The organism is Bacillus sp. FSL K6-0255 (assembly GCF_045040725.1).
Lineage (GTDB): Bacteria > Bacillota > Bacilli > Bacillales > Bacillaceae > Bacillus > Bacillus subtilis.
This window is the reverse complement of the sequence record NZ_CP150278.1, coordinates 2013991-2033074: the sequence shown is the minus strand read 5'-3', so window position 1 is coordinate 2033074 and position 19084 is coordinate 2013991. Positions and strand designations below refer to the sequence as shown.

The following is a 19084-nucleotide window of genomic DNA, read 5'->3' as shown; positions in this document are numbered from 1 at the left end:
CTGTACAAAAAGTTGCCCATCAAAGGGCTTGCTCGATGTGGTTCTAGGTAGGCCTATCCCTTCAGGTTCTGAGGCTCAAGGGAGGTCTATTTTTTCTATATACGTCAATAGGGCGATTATAAACGACCCGATTGCAAGCATTAGCATTAATGCCTGGAATGTTGACATAGCATCACCCCTTTCATTAGGGGATGAGCAAGACTCCCTCGAGTGAGCAAAACTTACTGTACAGGAAATATCATACTATACATAAATGCCCTTGTCGTTAAAAATTCACAATATATTGACAACGTGAAAGGAACTTGCAAAATGCAGGTTCTTTTTTGTATTCAATTATTAAATCATTTGAATGATTGTCGATATTTAATATGTGTAAAAATGGAAAAGGTGCTACAATTATAAAAAGCTTTGAGAGGATTGTGATTATCAGTGGTAAATGTAAACTGAAGCGATCTTATTTATGATCCAAAATTCTTAGCATTTTGCAGCTTGGCTACAGAAGGATACGGGGGAAATAACTCAGCTCCCAGTAGATCCATTGGTTTTAGTGAATTCTGTGAAACACTTGAGAAAAATGAAGTAGTTAAACCCGAGAACAAAAAAAGCTCACTTGACCTAAATAATTCTTTAGATTATTGGAAATCAAGATTTAATCCAGGCGGTAATCTTTCGGCGTTAGATTCTCAGGTATTAGATATTATCAAAAAAGCTTACAACTTAGGCATGGTTAACAAAGATAATATGCTGCTGCGAAATGAAGCAATTAATGCTTATAAAAATTCAATTTAAATATGAAACAGTCCTGTAATTGGGCGCTGTGTTGTTTATTGATCATCTTTTTTTCAGAAACTTTTAATGCCCTTTCATGTTACAATTAATAGTGAATTTCAACTGGCGATAAAGGACTATATTAGATGGAAGAGAAATGATTTGTCATTGCTACATACTCATTTATTTAGTTCTTTGCTCCAGTTTTATTAATTCGTATTACACCTGAAAGTTTAGAAAGGATTTGTTTTTTTTGGGGGAAATCAAAAAAAAATTTGTGCAGTGGTTAGAGAAACTTCTGATTAGACTAAAAGAACCTAATGTTAAGGAAGAAAGCCTTTTTGAAGATCTTTCTCCTAGCAATGATGTCGACACTGATGGAAAATATTCTAAAGCACTAAGTTGGGGGTTAGAAAATAAAAAAGTGAAAAATATCGCCCTAACTGGTCCCTACGGGTCTGGAAAAAGTAGCATATTAAATACCTTTCAAAAACAATACAGCAGGGAATATAGTTTCTTAAATATATCCTTAGCTACATTCAACACAGATACGGATGATATGGAGAATAAGTTAGAGAAAAGCATCTTGCAACAAATGATATACCGGGTACACGATAGAACCATTCCCTTTTCTAGGTTTAAAAGAATTAAGCATATAAGGACTAAGAGCATAATTATAAATTTGATTTTCTTTTTTGCATTTATTATAGTTGGCATCTACCTTTTTAAACCTGATGCACTTAAAGGAATATATGCTGAGACGTTAGTTTCAAGGAGTCTCGGTACTGAAGATCAGCAACAAATACGACTGACTATATTATTAGCACTGTTCTTTATAGTATATCCTCTACTCGCATATAAAAGAATTTATCATTTTGTCCGTGCCAACTTAAAATTGAATAAGGTTACAATTGCTAATACAACGTTAGAAAAAAATACAGGGGAAGAAAACTCTTCTATATTTGATAAATATTTAGATGAAATATTATATTTTTTTGAAGCCTCCAAGTATAATGTTGTAATATTTGAGGACTTAGATCGCTTTAATAATATAGGTATTTTTGAAAGATTAAGAGAATTAAATGAACTTATAAATAATTCAGAACAAATAGATAGACGTGTTGTTTTTATATATGCGATAAAAGATGATATTTTTGGAGATGCAGACACTGAAAAGTTAACTAGAGACCGCACAAAATTTTTTGATTTTATTATCCCAGTAATACCAATTATTAATGCATCTAATTCAGGAGACATACTTAAAAAGAAAATAAAACATTCACCATATTCTGATTTGATAAACACTCATTTCTTAGAGGATGTAACAATTTACATTGATGACATGAGAGTATTAAAGAATATTTTTAATGAATTTGTTATATACCAACAAAAACTAAGTGCAATTGATCTTGATCCTAACAAAATGTTAGCAATGATAATCTACAAAAATATTTATCCTGTGGATTTTTCTAAATTACAATATAACAAAGGGTTGGTATATGAAATCTTTCAAAAAAAACAACTTATAATTGAGGAACAAATAAAATTAATTAATGCTAAAATACAACAATTAGAGAGGAAATTAGCGAATATAGAAGTTGAGTCTTTAAAATCAATTGCTGAATTAAATTTTATATACTTGAGCGAATTAGAAATATCAAATTTGAATTCTAATTATGATATTAATATAGATGGCGAGGTATTTAGAGGCAATACATCTAATAAAGATCGGTTTTTTGAGAAGTTAAAAAATGCGGATACTATCTATTGTTATTTAAGAAATAGAAATGGTCCAGCGACAATTAAAGAAATTGCAACTGTTTTTGGTCGGAAACCGAACTACTTTGAAAGAGAAGATGCCATCAAGGCTATAGAGAAAAATGAAATCCAAAAATTCAAGAAAGAACTATTGGAATTAGAGAGAGAAAAGCAAGAAATAAGAGCGCAATCTTTACAAGTATTAATTACAAAAATGAATTCAAAGGATGTATTTTCTGATAAGCTTTACGAGAAAAAATTACTTGTTTACCTGCTACGTCATGGATATATTGATGAAATGTATAACCATTACATCACTTACTTCTATCCAGAAAGTTTAAGTCTTTCCGATATTAAATTTGTATTTAGTATTAAAAACCACGAGTCATTGCCTTACAGCTTTGAGCTGGATAATATCGGTAAAATAATGAGCAAATTAGTTGGTGCTGAATTTAAGCAAATAGAGGTACTTAATTTTCATCTCTTAAACTATATAATGGATCATTCTGAATACCGTAATTATTATGATAGCATAATTGAGCGACTTGCAAATGGAAGTAAAGAATCTGTTACATTCATAGATGGTTTTAAAGAAAGGGCAATAAATAAAGCTGCCTTTATCCAATCGATATCTAGTAAATGGGATGATTTTTGGAGTTTTATTGAACTTAGATCCAATTATACACAACAGAAAAAAGAGGAATACTTGTCAGATATACTTACATATGCTGATATAGCTGATATTATCCGAATGAATAAAGAGTCGGTCATGTCTTTCATATTATCCAAGTACTTAAATCTTCTCAGCTTAGTATCTGATGAGGAGAAAATAAAAGAACTACTATTAAAACTCCAAGTTAAATTTAAAAGTTTGGATCATTTGCTAAATTCTGAAACAATATATGACTTTGTTGTTCAACGAAATCTATACGAAATTAATATCAAAACTTTATCAGTTATTTTAAATGATGCTCCCAATATAACGTATGCTGCAGTTAAAAACTCTGATCAGCAGGCTGTTATCAATTACGTAAATGACAATATTGATATATTTGTTGAAAAAGTTTTACTTACTGAGGAGATTGAGGAACCAGAGGAAAGTTTTCTGGAGTTATTAAATCGGGAGGATTTAGATAAGAGAGTAAAGCATGCAATGATCATGAAAAAAACTTTTGCCATCTCGGATATTGGTGAATTGATTAAAGAGTTATGGCCAATTGTGATCCGTGAAAATAAAATGGTTGCATGCTGGTCAAACGTTATTACTTCTTATGTAGAATACAATAAAAAAATGCCTGATTTCTTAATAGCTTTCTTAAACAATCCTGTTAATAGAAAAGAGCTCTCTAAAAATAATATAGAGGCGTTTGATGATAAATTTGACGAAGCGATTTTAGAAGATATCTCAGAAGAAATCATTAATAGTCGGGATATTACAGACGAAACATTCGAAGTGTTAATTGCTAGTATTCAAAGTTGGATTTACTTTCCGCTCGGAAATGTTAGTGAAAAAAGAGCAAAATTATTGATTGATAATGATTTGTTATCTCTAACACCGGAAAATTTTAAAGAGTTAAAATTAAATTTTGATACACTTCATATCCAACTCGCTTTGAGAAACCCTGACGAGTTTATTGATAAACAAGGTGATTTTTCCCTTGATGCCAATGATATAAAGCAACTCATAGATAGCAACGAGCTCTCTCAATTTAACAAAGAAATATTTGTACAACATTTAAATTCTAACTGTTTGACAGATGGAAATAATGATATTCTTAAAGATACAATTTATTTTATTAATGAGCATAACCTGAAAATCACCAATGAACTACTAACCTTTTTGCTTGAATCACCTACAACATTGGATACTAGGTTATCGTTGCTAGCTGGACAAATAAAGCATATTGATAATGAATCAATTACTGAATTTTTAACTAAAATAGGGGAACCTTACTCTGAAATTGCTGAAAAAGGCAGACGAATAAAGATCTCAAATAATAGAACTAATAAAGCGTTGGTGACTGCATTAGAGTCTAAAAACTACATATCCTCTTTTAAAGAAGATAGAGAGAGATTACGTGTGAATACTAAAAAAAAATAAAGAATAACTAATGTTTTTTAACGTCCAGTTTTAATTGCTGGGCGTTTTACTTATTGAGATTATTTTCTTTCAAATATTCTTGATGCTCTTTCTCCAGCTTATCAGTATCATCCTTGAATATATAAATCTTATATTTTTCCTTGGCTTCTCTAGACAGATTATCTTTTAAATATTCACGGAGTTTTGCTTCACTTTTGGTTTGATCCATGCCTATTGTAATTGCCGGATCTGTTATTCCAATTTCAAAACTAAATAACCCAAATTCATCCCAAGCACTTTCTAAAACTTCTACAGGGGTCTTTTTGTTTGATTCGATTAAAGTTATACCCCACATAATCAAAGCAGGAACTAAGACCAAAAATCCAATTAACCTCTTCTTCATTCACCATCACACTCTCCCTCGTCGAAAAGAATCTCTCCTTTATTAATACTACGGATATCATTATTGACCTTTATATTTTATTACCAACATTTACATCGAACTTTTGTTCTGATCTATATTGAATAAGGAACGTTTGTTCTGTTGATATTAGATCAATCAAGGAGTGAGTCGATATGTTTAGGGATCGAGGAACTATCAATGGACATCAATGATGCTAGAACAATTAATACAGCTTAAACAAGATTTGATTGATGGATCAAAAGTTGAAAAGCCATCTTTAGATGACAAACAAATTGATGAGATGGATATTCTCGTTTCTGAGGCATTGGAATTTAATAAAGAGTTGAAATTCAAACTCTTTAACAAGGGATTTGTTGAAAATGTTACCGGCAGAGTACATTACATTAATTTTGAACAACAAAAGCTTCACGTAAAAGACCAGAACGACAATACAGTTTATATCAACATGAATAACATCATAAGAGTTATATACAATGACTGATTACTCACAATTTCCACGTGAGAATATACTCTGTGTCGATATGAAATCCTTTTATGCTTCTGTATCGGCTGTAGCAATGGGGCTTAATCCTTTAACATGTTATCTTGCCGTTGTAGGGAATACGGATAGACAGGGAAGTGTAGTGTTAGCTGCATCTCCTGCACTTAAAAAAGATTTTGGAATCAAAACAGGATCGAGACTATTTGAGATACCTGAAGATCCAAGAATATACATTGTAAATCCACAAATGAAGCTTTTCATCAGAGTTTCAACTGAGATTACAAAGCTGTTTTACAGATTTGTTCCTGAAAAATGTGTCCACACGTATTCAATTGATTAATCTTTTTTAGATGCAGGAAAAGAGAATCCTGAAGAAATGGCCAAAGCAATCCAAAGCAGCATGTGGAGAGAATTTGGTTTGATGTGCACAGTTGGAATTGGTGACAATATGTTGCTTAGTAAGCTTGCACTTGACCTGGAGAGTAAGAAAACAAAGAGTGGTATTGCACGTTGGAGATATGAAGATGTGCCAAATAGACTCTGGAAAGTTCGACCTTTGTCTAAAATGTGGGGGATAGGAGGGAGGATGGAAAGAAATCTGAATCGAATGGGTATATCAACTGTAGGTCAGTTAGCTAAATTTCCTTTAGAGCTGCTTGAAAAGAAGTTCGGAATAATGGGAAACCAGTTGTACTATCATGCTCACGGAATTGATTTATCTGAAATAGGAGCTCCATTGATGCAGGGGCAGATTAGTTTTGGTAAGAGTCAGATTTTGTTTAGGGATTATACAAAGAGAGAAGAGATTAAAGCTGTGCTCTTGGAGATTTGTGAGGAAGTCGCAAGAAGGGCACGTACATATAATAAAGTTGGTCGAACAATAAGTCTAGGAATTGGATACAGTAAAGATGAGCTTGGCGGTGGTTTTCATCGATCCAAAACAATTGATTTTCCCACAAATATCACGATGGATATTTATAAGTGTTGCTTGATGTTCTTTAATAAGTTTTACTCGGGCAAAAAACAGTGAGAAGTATCTCAGTTACGTTTGCAGGTACTGCGCTCCACAGAGCAGGGCTGACCGGTGGACATAAATCATAAAATAAAAGCCCACTCAAATGTTTGAGTAGGGCTAAATTAATTAATCAACCTTTTTTAACCTCCGACTGGCCTTTCAGCTACCTGGATGTTAGATGGTGAATCTGTACTCAATTGCGTTAAAGCTACTCCACTTAAAATCACAGCTAAAATAGATACGCAAAGCACAAGTTTTTTCATAAGATTCCCTCCACCTGATTCATTTTCTGTTCAGCCCAAATTTTCGCATTGAAAAAGCTCGTTGCTTCTTCAAAAGCACCTATTGATTCAAACCTTTTTGCAGCTATGTAGGACAATTCATCTACACTTTCAAGTTCATTTTGCTGTTTTAAAAACTCAATATTACTAATACAATTATTGAAATTATTTTTTAATTCCCCACAATAAAGGTTATACAGGATGCTGATTTTGGCTTCGTATACTTTATTCTCCATTAATATGAGTCTTTCCTGTGCTTTATTGTAAAAATTAATGGCTTTCATTTTTTCGTCAATTTTAAAGAGTTCTTTAATCATCATGAATAAAGAATTTATATAATAAATCGAATGTAACCAAGATTCATTTCCTATTGCTTTTTCAAGAGATTCAATGCATTTATCAGGTTTGTTCCAATCAGAATAAACGATACTAAGATTGTGAAATAATTGAGCTTTTAAAAATTCATCTTTTGTTTCTTTTGCAATATCAATTGCTTCTAAGTAATATTGTTCTGCTTCCTCAAATCGTTTCATATCAGCATAGTTTGCAGCTGCAATCATTGTTGATGTAGCTAGTTTGCATTTATAATCAGGGTGTCGCTTATATATTGAAATTGCATTTTTTATATAATGTTGTGCCACAATGCTTTGTTTAACAAGAGTATATAAGTAAGAGACTTTAGAGTAAAATTCAGCTGCTTCAATTTCATCTGGAATTTCTGCAAGCTTTTTCTCAGCTAATCCATATAGGTTAATTGCTCGATCATAGTTTTTGTTGTATGCCTCGTACATTGCTTCAAATAAATAAAAGTTGTATTCTAATTTATCATTTGTTTTTGTTATGAAGTTTTGATTGTCTTCAGTAAAATAGGTGTGCTTTTGTAAAGGCTCTCCTCGTGAAGAATGCAGCAACATTTTATGTCTTTCTTCTAATAGACTATAATACGCAAGAACTTCTTGATCTTCTTCCATTTCATCAAAAAGTTTCTTTATCTCTGAATAATATTTTATTGATTCATCAACCTTTTGTTTTTTTATAGCAATGTACCAGTCATTCAGTGTAGTAGCGACAACTTCAGAAGCGATCTTACTCATTTAAACCCCTCTTTCTGAAAATTTCAAAAATCTCTCGAAAACAATCATAACATAGTCATTGAAAAAATTGTAAAAGGATGTAAAGTTTTCTGCAATTTTTTCATTTGAAAAAACGAAAAAAATACCCTCCTCAATCAAGAGAAGGGTATGGGGTTTATCTCGGTGAATCATAATCCATTGCTTGTTCACTATCAGAAATACCTTGAGTTGTTGGATCAACAATAATGCCCAATGCAGTTAAAAAAGTCAGAAGAGCATTAAATTTCTCTGTTAAATCGTCACCAAATACAGTCAAGTCATATCCAAAAGCAAAGGCAATTGCTTATCGTAAAAATTTATAATGAGCTAAAAAGACAGTAAACATAAGAATTTTTGATACTTTAATTAGTAAATAGGGGGTAAACGATCGTAAAACATAAGCGGGAGTAGGGGAAAGTGGTTGTTTTGGGAAGATATTTATAAAAAAAGAAAATTTTAAGAAGGAAAAACGTTGATACTATAGGCTTTTACGATAGTGATTACGATGTGAAAAAGGGTGATTTTGATGTGGAATTAGGAAAATGAAAATTTGGATAGGGTGTGGAAATGGAAGTGCTATGGGTACATTTGTTCTTGCTTTTGAGTATTTGGATGTTAATACACCCCCAGATAATGGTAGTGTAATCCCTATATAATAACTCTTATACCTGCATTTCAGTTACATATAATGGTTATGATCGAATGCTTTATGGATGCATCTAAAAAAGGGAAAATCAAGAATATTTTTTTGAAAAAGCAGAATAACTTCTGTCTTAAAATGAGATAAATTATTTTGTTTTTGATCGTTATCGTAACAGGAAAAATTAATACGAACACTTATTATGTCCTTAATAAGCAAAATGTTCTGAGTAAAGTACTATATATTCAATGATCTCGACTGACTAAACCTTAGATGCAATATAAGATATGGACTCAGCGGTAACAGAAGAGAAGGAATTAGGGAAAGCGTTTGATTTCATACATAAAAGACCGCATAGAAAGAAATATCTTGCTTAAAAAGGTGAAAAAGGAGCTAAAAAAGCTCCCTATAAGTTTAAACAACTTTTGTATAAATAGCCGTATAAAACTGAATTGAGTAATCGAAATAATAACGTGTGAGAGTATAAGTATATCCATTGTATTCAATAGAAGGCTTGAAGTTTGGTAGGGGGCTAAGCTGATATATGGTGTCATAATCATATTCATCACTTTTTACTATCACTTCAGACGAAGAACTTGTTGCCAAGACAGGAGCAGCAGATACCAGCATACCTAATGATAAAGCAGAACTCAATAAAATTTTTCGAAGGTTCAAATATATCAACTCCATTTACATTTTATATATTAATTATGAGTTAAATGGAAGTTGCTTTGGAAGTGACTAATGGATCATAAATAGTTAAAATCGTGATTTTAAACAAATAAATTAGGAGGGAATTATGGCTGACAGATATGTATTAATTGAAGTGAATGAAGACGGAGAAGGAAGGTTAAAAGATGAAGCTGTTACTTGGATTGACTTCCGATTAAGCATTGTAGATTTTAATGCCAGTGAAGGACTAAATCAATTAATGGAGCAAATATCAAAAGATGTGAAAGATGAGTTAGTTTTGGTTCTTTTTAATTATCGTGTTAAGTCCTCTTATGATTCTTGGAGTGGAGCAACTGAATATGAAGACTTCTTTGATGTTGAATTTTTCAAAGTAATTAAAAAGAATTATAAGAAGTTTTACCAAGGATTAGTGACAGTAGAATTAGATGTCGGTATTAATGGTTTTGACAATATTGAATCTATGCCAACCGACTCTAACCAAAACTATTATAGAAACTTAATTGCTGAGTGGGAAGAGTTTTACAATGAAGATTTTATCCCATTAAGTCTAAATAAAAGATAGTTTTTAACTAAACATATAAGGATGGATCGTTATCGATAAAAGTACACGCATCGATAACGATCGCAGAAGGGGATGTAAATTTCTATAGCGGCGTATTTTCTCGAAATAGCCTGGATACTTATTCTGCTTTGATCTGGATTTAAATACAGACCAAATTACAGCAGCTAGTGTATAATCCAGGACTTTATCAAAAGTCCAATTTGTAAAAAGATCAAGAAGAAAATTCATTAGCTTTCACCTCCAAGACAAAATTGTCCTATCTCTCTTAGATGGCATGTGTATGACACGCCTCTATAATTAAAAGAGTGAAATCCAATATGAAAATCTAAAAAGAATTGAAAAAACATAAAAAAAATATAAAGGGTGCAGTAAATGACGGAAATTAAAGCGAACTCAACTGTAATGATTCACGTACTGGCTGACGAAACACTTAGCAGCATCAAGCGCGAATACGTAGAGGTCGATCGTAAAACGGAGATTGGCGAGAAGATCATTATTGTTGATAAAAATGATCCAGATGATGAATACGAGAACGGAGCAATTTAATATGGATTTTCAATTTTCAAAATTGTAAGGTTAACTTATCTACCCGGAGGTGATGTTAGTGTATATAGGAAATGGCCATTACTGTTATTCAAATTCAACTGCAATGTTTCTTTCATCAATAGGAGAAAATGTATCTCCTCAACTTGTAGAGATATTAACTGGTGTTGGGTTAGGTGCCATGATAGAATATGAAAAAAACCTTTATTTTAGTATGAGAGATCCTGATGATGGTATCAATTATGCTTTAAACATCCTTGGATTTACTGCAGAAGAACATCAGCAAGCTAGTGACTTAGATGACCCATTTCCGTTATTAAAACAGCAAATCAAACAAAACCCTGTCATTCTAGGCCCTTTAGATATGGGGGAGCTAACATACCATCCGAATCATAAAAATTTAAATGGTTCTGACCATTATGTTCTAGGGTACCAAATGGATAATGAAAATATTTATGTGCAAGATCCAGCAGGCTTTCCATTTGTTCCATTATCACTGGACCAATTTAAGAAGGCTTGGATGGCGGAAAGGATTCCGTATAGGAAAGGAATCAATAAATATTGGTCTACAGCAAAAAAGGTTGTCACATTAGACAATAACGAAATATACGAGAGAGCAATTGATTATTTTAAGAGAACTTATCGGAAATTCGAAAAAGTGGATATAGGGTTAATTGGAAGGGAAGCAATTTGTTTTTATGCTGATCAATTATTAAATGCCCCTATTACAGCTGATACTATAAGGCATACAACATTCTTCCTTTTCCAATTAAGTGCAAGAAGGGCCAACGATTATGCAATGTATTTTAAAGATAGGCATTCACATTTATCAGTGTTGAAGACTGAACAGGCTAAGGTGTTTGGGATATGTCATTCTATGTCTGTAAATAAAGATTGGAAAGGTATATCGGAGAAGTTAATGAAGCTAGCCGATTTAGAGGATAATTTTAGATTGGAACTTTTAAAAGTCGGCTATTAATTATAGAGATTTCCACTTTAACAAACGGGGCGTTTGTTCAATAAAGGTCTCAATACATATTATATATATCAACTATGTATGAGCCCTTATTTTAATTTTAGTCTTGATAATTTAAGCTCAGTGATATAGCTCTCGTCATCAAAAGGCTCTTTTATTGAATGCAATAGCATTGGAGATACAAACAAAATACCACCTCCTACTTAGAACATATTAGCTAAGAGGAGGTGGTATATAAAGCGATATGGCAGTGGTACTTAATGGGATTCAATGAGCTCAGGTGAATTCACTAATGAAGATACCTGATATGCTTCCATGTCATCAGCATCATAAGGCAGCAACAAGCTTTGTAGATAATCAGGATCAGTATTTTTAGGATTTAGCCATTCCTTTTTGTTCTCATCAGTTAGGATAACTGGCATCCGATCATGAATGTCTTCCATAAGCTCACTAGGCTTTATTGTGATGATTGTGCAAGTGTACAACAGATTGCCTTCTAGCGTGTTCCACTTTTCATATAAGCCGGCAAAAGCAAAGAGATTCGACGATTTAAGTTTAATCCGCATAGGAATCTTAGTCTTTGGATCAAGGCGTTTCCATTCATAAAAACTGTCAGCCGGTATGATACAACGTTTGCTTCCGAGCGGCTTTCGAAAGCTGGGTTTCTCGGCCAATGTTTCAGCACGAGCATTAATCATTTTATAACCGATCTTTTCGTCTTTAGCACAAGGAGGGATAAGACCCCATCTAAGTTTACCCAGACGGTTATTAGATCCATCGTTGATAATTGTCAGGATGTTTTGTGAAGGAGCGACATTATAGCTAGGGTGATATTCACCTTCAGGTAAGAATTGATCTATGTTGAATTGCTCAATGATGTCATCAAACTCAGAAAATAAAGTGAACTTGCCACACATGTTCATCATCCTTTAGGGTTTTTGAATATTGTACAGGCTTGATACACAAAAATCAAAAAGGAGGAATGTGATGCAGCAGCAAACAGTTGAGGGTTAAGGAAGTTGAATGGAGAAAGAAAAGGTCAGTGATATTTATACAATACATTAAATAGTTTTTCTATAAATAGTTCTGATAGACTGTACAATAATAAGAACGCCCCCATATGGGGGCTTGGATCTGCTTAATAACCATTAAATCCCTTGATTTCAAAGTTTTCAGTATCGAGATTTAGGCTATTCAATTGCTTTAACAACACCTCGAATTTTAAGCAGTCACCGTTTCTTAATTCTTCTGGAATATCTTCAGGATTTGCAGTTTTCATTCCATTCTCAATCCACTGTTTTCGGTATAACTGAATTGCAGCGTCAATTAAATAATCTGGAGTTACAATAAAACCTAAGCTTACGTCATGATCTTCACTGTAGCCGTATTCAAAATCACAGCAAGGGCAGATATCAAATGTTTTTTGATACTCACCATCATTGTTTAATGGGTTTTGAATTAATCCTTTATATCCGCAAATTAAACATGTATATAATTTTGGCATAGCAATCCCTCTTTATATATTTATAGTTCCTATTGATTTTTATAATAATTATAACCAGCCTTTTTATTTGGATGTTTTGGCTTAAAGTAAGTTATTATAGTGTCCTTATTACCTGAGCGTTCCACAGATGTCTTTTTATTATACTTATACAAAGGGATTGAGACAGTTGCAAGGAATGGTGAACCGTACACAGTTTTGAACGATTTGCTGTTTGCTGCAGGCAATTTACATATTGGTCTGGGGCACGATTATTTAAAGTGCATTGCCTTACTAATCAATGTCAAAAGATTTTTTAGTTTAACAGAGTCATATGGAAATATTTCAGATAAATTAGCTGTTGTTGCTATGAAAGGTGTGCAATTTGATCAGTTTGAAGAAGCTTACAAAGCTTATAAAGAAACAGTTGCAATAAATCAAAATAGCTTAGTGGACTTTTTAAGTGCTTTAATTACTCTGATAAAAGCAGGTGAGAAGCTACAAAAAGCTGGTGAAAGTTTAGCTATCATCATGAATAAACTTCTTGAAATGAGTCCAGAAAATTCAATGAAATAATTGTTTTATGCAAAAGCCCTTATGAGGGCTTTTTTAATTGTTGTTTGCAGTAACCAACTTCAAAATTTTCCGTATAGGATCTAATATCTCAGGGGTAAGTTTATATCCATCCCAGTGAATATCTGGTTTTTCTAAAAACTCTTTTAGATTTTTTCTTTCCACTTTAGGATCAGGATCATCTGTTAATCCAAGTATGTAATCAACTGAAACATCATATAGTCTAGCTAAAATAACCAACTTGTCCAATGGTGGTTTTTTGCTTTCAGCTTCATACCCGCCGTAACTTGATTTTGCAATTCCAATTTTCTCAGCTAACTGTTCCATTGTTAATTTGTGTGCCTTTCGTAATTGCCGTAATCTTTGGCAATACATTTTGAATAAATGCCTCCCAAAACCATCTAGTTCAATTATATGAGCTTTCATTTCTCAATAAAATAAAAAATCTCAAAAGAATTTCAAAATTTTCACGATTTCTGGCGGAAAATGCATTATAATGTGAAAGCATTACTTTAAAAATGGTAGCAATGAACTAGGAGGAAGTCATGGTAAGCAAGAAGAACAAAATTGTAGCGGCATTATTAGCATTTTTCTTCGGGGGTCTGGGAATACATAAGTTTTATTTGGGAAGAGTAGGACAAGGTATTCTATATATTTTGTTTTGCTGGACTGGTATCCCCTCTATTATCGCATTTATTGAATTCATTATTTTTCTTTGTGGTAGCGAAGAAGGGTTTGATCAAAAGTACAATTTTTATTACTTTCAGCAGCAATCTAAAGCTTAATTTTAAAGAGGGATATACAGTCCCTCTTTAAATAAAAAAAGAAAGTTAAAGATATTTATTTTGAATTGGAGGCTCGGTTACATCCCACAGTTACCCTGATTGTCAATTCTTTTTTTTCTTTTTCAGAGCCCTTTCAAATAAAAATCTTGCAACTTCTTTGTAAAACTGATCTAAGCTATCATCCTCAAATTTGGTCAATAATTCTAATTGAGCAGTTCTTTCTTAGTATAACCTTAATTGTTTTCTTCTTCAGTTCTTCATATTCTTCATAAATTTGCTTCCCTTCATTAGACAAGCGGCAGCTACAATAATTTCACAATCTCTAATGTATATCTCCTTTATTTGAAATGGTTCAATGGGAATTCATTGCAGATATTACTCCATCTGAATTAGAAACAAGAATTGTGATCCTGCGAAAAAAGGATCAGGATATGGTGGAAGAAGACCACTTATAATGTGTTTCTAGGTATTTGTAATTGAATTACAAATACTTTTAATATTTGCTCATGAATTCGTGGTATTATACTGAAGGGGACGATCAAAAGCTTTGGCGTTAGTAATTAAGAATGTTTTAAATGTATACGAGTGCTACCTCAAAGTCGGAAAAAATATTATAGGAGGTAACATATGTTTAAGTTTAAAAAGAATTTCTTAGTTGGATTATCGGCAGCTTTAATGAGTATTAGCTTGTTTTCGGCAACCGCCTCTGCAGCTAGCACAGACTACTGGCAAAATTGGACTGATGGGGGCGGTATAGTAAACGCTGTCAATGGGTCTGGCGGGAATTACAGTGTTAATTGGTCTAATACCGGAAATTTTGTTGTTGGTAAAGGTTGGACTACAGGTTCGCCATTTAGGACGATAAACTATAATGCCGGAGTTTGGGCGCCGAATGGCAATGGATATTTAACTTTATATGGTTGGACGAGATCACCTCTCATAGAATATTATGTAGTGGATTCATGGGGTACTTATAGACCTACTGGAACGTATAAAGGTACTGTAAAAAGTGATGGGGGTACATATGACATATATACAACTACACGTTATAACGCACCTTCCATTGATGGCGATCGCACTACTTTTACGCAGTACTGGAGTGTTCGCCAGTCGAAGAGACCAACCGGAAGCAACGCTACAATCACTTTCAGCAATCATGTGAACGCATGGAAGAGCCATGGAATGAATCTGGGCAGTAATTGGGCTTACCAAGTCATGGCGACAGAAGGATATCAAAGTAGTGGAAGTTCTAACGTAACAGTGTGGTAACAGATCATCCTTAATCAGGGGTAGCTAACGGGCTGCTGATCGTTCCTTGAGAAGTTTTATAATCAATGATTATTAAAATCGTTAGTAATGGTTAAAGGTTGTTTTCTACTAGGTGAACGGCCTTGGAATTGCTGGAGGTAGGGTATTCTCCATCTGGTTTTAAAACTTTCCCTATAGGTTAATAGAATGGTATTTAAATGAGAATGCTATCAATTTTTTGTAGTCAGCGCTTGCTCACAACAGACACCTTTACATAACCCTTCTTTATCAAACATAAGCCTTATTCAAAATAAAAATATCTAGTAGTTAACCAGATCCTCATAACTTTATACTAGTTAAAGGTGGGACTGTTAAGAACAAAAAGTCCAATTTATGAATGGGGACTCTACGAACAAAGCAAGTAAGTTCAAAAAGAACCCAACTTTAGGATTTCCTTAGAGGATTGAATCAGCTCAAACCAAGTTTTTTAATGCGACTAGCTATGGAAATTAAGAAAAGAACCTGGTGAAATTTCCCAGGTTCTTTTTATATTGCACAAAAACAGACACGGTGATATAATCACACTACGTGCGCTTTCTAGTTAAAAAGTTATAGATATCCATCTTATAATTTTATTATATCCTGCTAGGAAGCTCTTGTCAATATTTTTTTTTGAAGGGGAGATGTAGAATGAGTTCTTTGGTTCTCGGTTTACATGAAATTGAAAAAACACAGCTTTCGCTCGTTGGAGGAAAAGGGTTACATTTAGGGGAATTATCAAAAATTCAAGGTATACAAGTACCAGAAGGATTTTGTGTCACAACAGTAGGATATCAAAAAGCCATCGAACAAAACGAAACGTTACAAGTGTTGTTGGATCAATTGACCATGCTAAAAGTTGAGGACCGAGATCAGATTGGTAACATCAGCCGGAAGATTCGGCAAATCATTATGGAAGTAGACATTCCTTCCGATGTTGTGAAAGCAGTGGCTCAATATCTCTCCCAGTTTGGCGAGGAACATGCCTATGCCGTGCGTTCTAGTGCGACTGCTGAGGATTTACCACATGCTTCTTTTGCCGGTCAACAAGACACCTATTTAAATATTACCGGCGTCGATGCAATCTTGCAGCATATCAGTAAATGCTGGGCGTCCCTATTTACGGATCGCGCGGTTATTTACCGTATGCAAAATGGATTTGACCACAGCCAAGTCTATTTATCCGTTATCGTTCAAAGGATGGTTTTCCCTCAGGCTTCGGGGATTTTATTTACCGCTGATCCGATTACCTCCAACCGAAAGGTGTTATCCATCGATGCCGGTTTTGGACTTGGTGAAGCACTGGTTTCTGGCTTGGTATCTGCCGATTGTTTTAAAGTACAGGATGGGCAAATCATCGATAAGAGAATAGCAACTAAAAAAATGGCTATCTACGGACGAAAAGAAGGCGGAACAGAAACACAGCAGATCGATTCTGATCAGCAAAAGGCTCAAACACTGACTGATGAACAAATTTTACAGCTGGCACGCATTGGAAGACAGATCGAAGCTCATTTCGGCCAGCCGCAAGATATCGAATGGTGTTTGGCCCGCGATACTTTTTATATTGTACAGAGTCGTCCAATCACTACTTTATTCCCCATCCCTGAAGCGAGTGACCAAGAAAATCACGTCTATATTTCTGTTGGTCATCAACAAATGATGACGGATCCCATAAAACCACTGGGATTGTCTTTTTTTCTGTTGACGACTGTTGCACCCATGCGTAAAGCCGGTGGAAGGCTATTTGTTGATGTCACACATCATCTGGCATCCCCTGACAGCAGAGAAGTTTTCTTAAAAGGCATGGGGCAGCACGATCAGCTCTTAAAAGACGCACTTATGACCATAATAAAGCGACGAGATTTCATAAAGTCGATACCAAATGATAAAACAGCACCAAATCCCAGCAGAGGCAATGCAGATATGCCGGCTCAAGTTGAAAACGATCCGACAATCGTGTCTGATTTGATTGAGAGCAGTCAAACATCGATAGAAGAGTTAAAACAAAACATCCAAACGAAATCAGGATCAGATTTATTTCGTTTTATTCTGGAAGATATTCAGGAATTAAAGAAGATTTTATTTAACCCAAAAAGTTCGGTTCTAATTCGAACTGCTATGAATGCTTCATTATGGATTAACGAAAAAATGAACGAGTGGTTAGGTGAAAAAAACGCAGCAGATACGCTTTCTCAATCTGTACCCCATAATATTACTTCAGAAATGGGTCTTGCGCTATTAGACGTCGCAGATGTGATTCGTCCTTATCCAGAGGTAATTGATTACTTACAACATGTAAAAGATGATAACTTTTTGGATGAACTGGCTAAGTTTGATGGCGGAAGCAAAACCCGAGACGCGATCTATGATTATCTCAGCAAATACGGAATGCGATGTACCGGAGAGATTGATATCACAAGAACTCGATGGAGCGAAAAACCAACTACACTTGTCCCAATGATTCTTAATAATATTAAAAATTTTGAGCCTAATGTCGGCCATCGGAAATTTGAGCAAGGGCGACAGGAAGCTTTGAAGAAAGAACAAGAGTTATTAGATCGATTGAAGCAATTACCGGATGGTGAACAAAAAGCCAAAGAAACAAAACGAGCGATAGATATCATCCGGAATTTCAGCGGGTTTAGGGAATATCCAAAATACGGCATGGTTAATCGATACTTCGTTTATAAGCAGGCTTTACTGAAAGAAGCCGAACAACTCATAGAAGCGGGCGTTATTCATGAAAAAGAAGATATATACTATCTCACTTTTGAAGAACTTCACGAAGTCGTGCGCACACATAAACTGGATTATCAAATCATCAGTACACGAAAAGACGAGTACACATTATATGAAAAACTATCTCCACCACGTGTTATCACGTCTGATGGTGAAATCGTTACAGGTGAGTATAAACGAGAAAATCTCCCAGCCGGAGCGATTGTAGGTCTACCTGTTTCCTCCGGAGTTATAGAGGGGCGAGCGCGTGTCATTTTAAACATGGAAGATGCGGATTTAGAAGATGGAGATATATTAGTTACCTCCTTTACCGATCCAAGCTGGACACCATTGTTTGTATCCATAAAAGGCCTAGTCACCGAAGTTGGGGGGCTGATGACCCATGGAGCTGTTATAGCCCGTGAATATGGCTTACCTGCAGTTGTTGGCGTTGAAAATGCTGCCAAGCTGATAAAAGATGGGCAACGAATTCGCGTTCATGGTACAGAAGGCTACATTGAAATCTTCTAATGTCTGATGTGTGTAGAGAACCGTCAGATATTCCGCCATCAGCCCTAACTAGAAGTTGGGAGGCTGCATTTGTACCGAATGATAAAGTTCCCGTTGAACTAACGAAGATCGATAGCACATTAAGAAAAGCTGGAACCTCTTTGAGGAGGTCTGGCTTTTCAATATAAAATTGGCGTAGTGTACAAAAGTCGTATTTTGCGGGCGGCACTTCTTTAAAGTGAATTTTTTATTACCAGCATTTAAAACCAAACTTTAGATTTTGTTCGTGTCAAAGAGAACTGGAGAATGTTGATGTTGTATTTGATAGGGGACCACATAGAAAGAAATACCTTGCTTAAAACAAGAGAAAAAGGAGCTAAAAAGCTCCTTTATAA

At 34.3% G+C, this 19084-nt stretch carries 20 protein-coding genes and 3 pseudogenes; 11 read left to right on the top strand and 12 right to left on the bottom strand.

Annotated elements, in window-relative coordinates; translation table 11 throughout:
• Window positions 1-75 precede the first annotated feature (75 nt).
• Complete coding sequence (bsrE, locus tag MHB62_RS10155; RefSeq protein WP_109789044.1) at window positions 76-168, bottom strand: type I toxin-antitoxin system toxin BsrE; 93 nt, start codon at window positions 166-168, stop codon at window positions 76-78.
• A 288-nt stretch (window positions 169-456) separates the two neighbouring features.
• Here bsrE and MHB62_RS10150 point away from each other — a divergent pair, with 288 nt between their 5' ends.
• Together MHB62_RS10150 and MHB62_RS10145 are read left to right on the top strand one after the other, a co-directional pair.
• Window positions 457-789, top strand: coding sequence for a hypothetical protein (locus tag MHB62_RS10150; protein WP_026009814.1), 333 nt, complete (start codon window positions 457-459; stop codon window positions 787-789).
• Window positions 790-1021: 232 nt separating this feature from the next.
• On the top strand, window positions 1022-4627 hold the full coding sequence (locus MHB62_RS10145) for a P-loop NTPase fold protein (RefSeq protein WP_032721999.1): 3606 nt from the start codon (window positions 1022-1024) through the stop codon (window positions 4625-4627).
• 46 nt (window positions 4628-4673) lie between these two features.
• On the opposite strand, the gene MHB62_RS10140 is transcribed toward MHB62_RS10145, so the two are convergent.
• Window positions 4674-5009: a hypothetical protein gene (locus MHB62_RS10140; protein ID WP_009967409.1), complete on the bottom strand. Its 336-nt coding sequence runs from the start codon at window positions 5007-5009 to the stop codon at window positions 4674-4676.
• A 208-nt stretch (window positions 5010-5217) separates the two neighbouring features.
• Between MHB62_RS10140 and MHB62_RS10135 the strand changes: the two genes are divergently transcribed.
• Both MHB62_RS10135 and MHB62_RS10130 read left to right on the top strand, forming a co-directional pair.
• Complete coding sequence (locus MHB62_RS10135) at window positions 5218-5511, top strand: YolD-like family protein (RefSeq protein ID WP_003231333.1); 294 nt, start codon at window positions 5218-5220, stop codon at window positions 5509-5511.
• Window positions 5504-6612, top strand: a pseudogene (locus MHB62_RS10130) (Y-family DNA polymerase). Before MHB62_RS10135 ends, MHB62_RS10130 begins: the two are co-directional and overlap by 8 nt.
• A 54-nt stretch (window positions 6613-6666) precedes the next feature.
• Here MHB62_RS10130 and phrK read toward each other — a convergent pair.
• From phrK to MHB62_RS10110, 4 genes are all read right to left on the bottom strand, one after another.
• Window positions 6667-6789 (bottom strand): phosphatase RapK inhibitor PhrK, encoded by a 123-nt coding sequence (gene phrK / locus MHB62_RS10125; RefSeq protein WP_004399440.1) that lies wholly within the window; start codon window positions 6787-6789, stop codon window positions 6667-6669.
• Complete coding sequence (rapK, locus tag MHB62_RS10120) at window positions 6786-7901, bottom strand: response regulator aspartate phosphatase RapK (RefSeq protein ID WP_003231340.1); 1116 nt, start codon at window positions 7899-7901, stop codon at window positions 6786-6788. Before rapK ends, phrK begins: the two co-directional genes overlap by 4 nt.
• A 154-nt stretch (window positions 7902-8055) precedes the next feature.
• A complete protein-coding gene (locus MHB62_RS10115) occupies window positions 8056-8196 on the bottom strand; it encodes a phage holin (RefSeq protein WP_003231343.1) in 141 nt (46 codons plus the stop codon).
• A 777-nt stretch (window positions 8197-8973) separates the two neighbouring features.
• Window positions 8974-9234: a hypothetical protein gene (locus MHB62_RS10110; RefSeq protein ID WP_010886526.1), complete on the bottom strand. Its 261-nt coding sequence runs from the start codon at window positions 9232-9234 to the stop codon at window positions 8974-8976.
• A gap of 124 nt (window positions 9235-9358) precedes the next feature.
• On the opposite strand from MHB62_RS10110, the gene MHB62_RS10105 reads away from it, so the two are divergent.
• On the top strand, window positions 9359-9814 hold the full coding sequence (locus MHB62_RS10105; protein ID WP_003231345.1) for a hypothetical protein: 456 nt from the start codon (window positions 9359-9361) through the stop codon (window positions 9812-9814).
• Window positions 9815-9817: 3 nt separating this feature from the next.
• Here MHB62_RS10105 and MHB62_RS10100 read toward each other — a convergent pair whose 3' ends face one another.
• Entirely contained in the window at window positions 9818-10042 is a 225-nt protein-coding gene (locus MHB62_RS10100) for a hypothetical protein (RefSeq protein WP_009967407.1), read from the bottom strand.
• Between the two features lie 144 nt (window positions 10043-10186).
• Between MHB62_RS10100 and MHB62_RS10095 the strand changes: the two genes are divergently transcribed.
• A complete protein-coding gene (locus tag MHB62_RS10095) occupies window positions 10187-10360 on the top strand; it encodes a hypothetical protein (protein WP_003231348.1) in 174 nt (57 codons plus the stop codon).
• Between the two features lie 52 nt (window positions 10361-10412).
• Window positions 10413-11336 carry a hypothetical protein gene (locus MHB62_RS10090; RefSeq protein WP_003231350.1) on the top strand — a complete coding sequence of 308 codons (924 nt, stop codon included), beginning with the start codon at window positions 10413-10415 and terminating at the stop codon, window positions 11334-11336.
• 92 nt (window positions 11337-11428) lie between these two features.
• On the opposite strand, the pseudogene MHB62_RS10085 reads toward MHB62_RS10090, so the two are convergent.
• The 4 genes and pseudogenes from MHB62_RS10085 to MHB62_RS10070 all read right to left on the bottom strand — a co-directional run.
• Window positions 11429-11521 (bottom strand): annotated as a pseudogene (locus MHB62_RS10085) (ATP-dependent DNA ligase); the annotation flags it as partial.
• A gap of 69 nt (window positions 11522-11590) precedes the next feature.
• Window positions 11591-12250: an SOS response-associated peptidase gene (locus MHB62_RS10080; RefSeq protein ID WP_004399318.1), complete on the bottom strand. Its 660-nt coding sequence runs from the start codon at window positions 12248-12250 to the stop codon at window positions 11591-11593.
• A 221-nt stretch (window positions 12251-12471) separates the two neighbouring features.
• The gene (locus tag MHB62_RS10075; protein WP_003231354.1) at window positions 12472-12837 is read right to left on the bottom strand and encodes a hypothetical protein; all 366 of its coding nucleotides are present in this window, start codon (window positions 12835-12837) and stop codon (window positions 12472-12474) included.
• Between the two features lie 29 nt (window positions 12838-12866).
• A pseudogene (locus MHB62_RS10070) lies at window positions 12867-12986 on the bottom strand (SAR2788 family putative toxin); the annotation flags it as partial.
• A 46-nt stretch (window positions 12987-13032) separates the two neighbouring features.
• Between MHB62_RS10070 and MHB62_RS10065 the strand changes: the two are divergent.
• The gene (locus MHB62_RS10065; protein WP_004399488.1) at window positions 13033-13389 is read left to right on the top strand and encodes a hypothetical protein; all 357 of its coding nucleotides are present in this window, start codon (window positions 13033-13035) and stop codon (window positions 13387-13389) included.
• A gap of 33 nt (window positions 13390-13422) precedes the next feature.
• Here the strand turns inward: MHB62_RS10065 and MHB62_RS10060 are convergent, their stop codons facing one another.
• The gene (locus tag MHB62_RS10060; RefSeq protein ID WP_009967401.1) at window positions 13423-13761 is read right to left on the bottom strand and encodes a helix-turn-helix domain-containing protein; all 339 of its coding nucleotides are present in this window, start codon (window positions 13759-13761) and stop codon (window positions 13423-13425) included.
• A 170-nt stretch (window positions 13762-13931) separates the two neighbouring features.
• Here MHB62_RS10060 and MHB62_RS10055 point away from each other — a divergent pair, with 170 nt between their 5' ends.
• The 3 genes from MHB62_RS10055 (at window position 13932) to ppsA (ending at window position 18710) form a co-directional block, all read left to right on the top strand.
• On the top strand, window positions 13932-14171 hold the full coding sequence (locus tag MHB62_RS10055) for a TM2 domain-containing protein (RefSeq protein WP_003231362.1): 240 nt from the start codon (window positions 13932-13934) through the stop codon (window positions 14169-14171).
• A gap of 627 nt (window positions 14172-14798) precedes the next feature.
• The gene (gene xynA, locus MHB62_RS10050) at window positions 14799-15440 is read left to right on the top strand and encodes an endo-1,4-beta-xylanase XynA (protein WP_003231377.1); all 642 of its coding nucleotides are present in this window, start codon (window positions 14799-14801) and stop codon (window positions 15438-15440) included.
• Window positions 15441-16109: 669 nt separating this feature from the next.
• Entirely contained in the window at window positions 16110-18710 is a 2601-nt protein-coding gene (gene ppsA, locus MHB62_RS10045) for a phosphoenolpyruvate synthase (protein WP_003231379.1), read from the top strand.
• The last annotated feature ends 374 nt before the right edge of the window (window positions 18711-19084 follow it).